The sequence below is a fragment of the Parasutterella muris genome (assembly GCF_943193095.1).
Lineage (GTDB): Bacteria > Pseudomonadota > Gammaproteobacteria > Burkholderiales > Burkholderiaceae_F > Parasutterella > Parasutterella muris.
This window is the reverse complement of the sequence record NZ_CALPCV010000060.1, coordinates 1-2,514: the sequence shown is the minus strand read 5'-3', so window position 1 is coordinate 2,514 and position 2,514 is coordinate 1. Positions and strand designations below refer to the sequence as shown.

The window sequence follows — 2,514 nt, the reverse complement described above, 5'->3', positions numbered from 1 at the left end:
TTGCTAGGAATTTGAACTTTCTGCAAGTTTATTAACTTCAATTGGAGTATTTCTCAAATGAAAAAAACACTTTTAGCCTTGACTGTTATGGGCGCTTCCGGTGTCGCCTTTGCTGCTTCCAACGTCACTCTCTACGGTGTTATCGATACATCTGTCGTTTTCACACATGACGGCGGTGCAAAAGATGCTAAGAACGTTGTTGACATGCAGTCCGGCTTCCGCAACGGCTCTCGTTGGGGTATCAAAGGCGTTGAAGAACTCGGCAACGGCTACGCTGTCGGCTTCATCCTTGAAGATGGTTTCAACAGTGACGACGGTAGCGGCGCTCAGAAGATGAACGGCGCTTTCTCCCGTGAATGCAAGCTCTACATCAACGGCGGTTTTGGTCAGATCGGTTTTGGTCGTTTAGGTACTCTGGCTAACGGCGCTCAGTCCAACAGCATCCTCTCCGGATGGGCACTGGGAACAAGCTACCAGACACAGGGTACACTGACTTCCTTCATGAAGAATAACGGACGCGCTAATAACGCTATTGCTTATGTCTCTCCGAGCTTTGCCGGCTTGACAGTTCATGCCATGTATTCCAATGGCACAAAGACAGATACAGCTGAATGGGCCAAGAACGACCACTACTACGGCTTAGGTCTTGCATATCAGCTCGGCGGTTACCGCAACACTCTTATTTTTGAATCTGCAGACAATAAGGGCGGCAACGGTGAAACAGCCTACAACGTTAACCTTGGTCTTGGATACAACTTCGGTGCTATCACTCCGCAGTTCGCTTACCAGTATGCTTGGCAGGATACACAGTACAAACAGCACGTCTTTGGTTTGTCTGCAGCAGCTCCGGTTGCTGGCGGTACAGTTAAGGCCGGTGTCAAGTACCTCCTCGGTAAAAACGAAACAGATACTTTCAAGGCTGCTACAGGCGAAGACAAGTATCGCTCTCTCTCCATCAGCGCTGCCTATGAATATCCTCTGAGCAAGCGTACAACAGTTTGGGGCTTCGCCAGCTGGGCTGATGGCGACAAAGGCTATTCTGCTGACAACCTGAAGAACCTTAAGGCTGCTGGAGACACACTTAAGACCGCTAACTTCGACGGCTATGTCTTCTCTGTTGGTATGACACACAACTTCTAATCTAGCTTTAAGCTAACTTAGATGTTAGGGCCTCCTTCGGGAGGTCTTTTTTTACCTTATAAAGTGTTAGTAACGATTAATAGACCTTGAGGCTAAGGAATTTTTCCTTAATCGCGGGATTGTTATCTCCATCCATCTCAGCAAGGATAGATACTTAATGTTTTAGATTCGATAAAAGAACTCCGGCTATTCAAATGCAAGGGCCTCCCGAAGGAGGCCCAAGAAATACCTAAACTAACAAGTAGTTAGATTAGAACTTGTGGCAGAGGCCAAGATAAACCTGATAGCCATTGTATTTTGTATCAGTTGTGTCTTTCCAAGCCTTTCCGCCGTCAGCATAACCAGCGTAAGACTTGATCATCGTACGCTTGCTCAGCGGGTATTCGTAAGCAGCGCCAACAAGCCAGGCGTTATGTTTATCTTCTGTTCCAGCAGCTGCGCCGTCATTCTTACCGAAGGTGTAGCGGGCACCAACTTTGATTGCACCGCCGCCGGCGTTAATCTTGGCGCTCAGACCGAACTGATGGTCTTTGTTGCCCTGATCCTGCCAAACATACTGATAAGCGAACATCGGAGTAACCGCACCGAAGTCCCAAGACAGGCCGTAGTTGATGCCATATTTCGGATTGTGGTTTGTAATTTGTTCCTTACCATCAACTTCGAGGGAGTTCTTATTCTGTGTAGCTTCAAAGATTAAAGAAGAAAGAATCGGGCCGTTAGCATACTTGGCACCAATACCATAGTAGTGGCCGTTCTTTGACCATTTGTTCTCGTCGTCAACGGCTAATTCGTTGGAGCCGCTGTTAGAGTACATGGCGTGAATGGTGACGCCGCCAAAGGACGGAGAGGCGTAGGAAACAACGTTGTTCATACGCTTGGCAACGAAGTCAATTGCATTCCAAGCGCCAGAGCCGTAACCTGTGCCGAAGACCCAACCGGAGAGAATTGCTCTGCTCTGAGCGAAAGCTAAACCACCAGTACGACCGAAGGCGACAGAACCAAATCCGCCGTTAACATAAAGGATAGATTCACGATTGAAGGCTTTTCCAGCAACACCTTCACTGCCGTCGTCTGCATTGAATCCCTGTTCAAGGATGAAGCCAACGGAATAACCGTTGCCGAGTTCTTCAACACCTTTAATACCCCAGCGGTTGCCAGAGTCAAAGCCGGCTTTCAGGTCGACAATTGTGTCTTTGTGTTTAGCCTTGGAAACAACAACGCCTTCTTCGATGAGGCCGTACAGTGTTACGTTGGAAGCGGCAAAAGCCAGAGAGGAGAAAGCGCCGAGGACGCCCATCGCTAAAAGTGTTTTTTTCATTTGAGAAATACTCCAATTGAAGTTAAAAACTTGCAGAAAGTTCAAATTCCTAGCAA

The 2,514-nt window shown here is 47.8% G+C and carries 2 protein-coding genes; one reads left to right on the top strand and one right to left on the bottom strand.

The annotated features are described in order from the left end of the window. Positions 1 to 57 precede the first annotated feature (57 nt). Positions 58 to 1,140, top strand: a complete 1,083-nt coding sequence (locus tag NFR90_RS11495; RefSeq protein WP_251453138.1) for a porin — start codon at positions 58 to 60, stop codon at positions 1,138 to 1,140. A gap of 250 nt (positions 1,141 to 1,390) precedes the next feature. Here NFR90_RS11495 and NFR90_RS11490 read toward each other — a convergent pair whose 3' ends face one another. Then, a complete protein-coding gene (locus NFR90_RS11490) occupies positions 1,391 to 2,458 on the bottom strand; it encodes a porin (RefSeq protein ID WP_251453137.1) in 1,068 nt (355 codons plus the stop codon). Positions 2,459 to 2,514: the final 56 nt, after the last annotated feature.

Excerpts from the sequence above, each read along its gene's own strand:
- NFR90_RS11495 (WP_251453138.1), top strand. The coding sequence starts at position 58 with ATGAAAAAAACACTTTTAGCCTTGACTGTTATGGGCGCTTCCGGTGTC.
- NFR90_RS11490 (WP_251453137.1), bottom strand. The coding sequence starts at position 2,458 with ATGAAAAAAACACTTTTAGCGATGGGCGTCCTCGGCGCTTTCTCCTCT.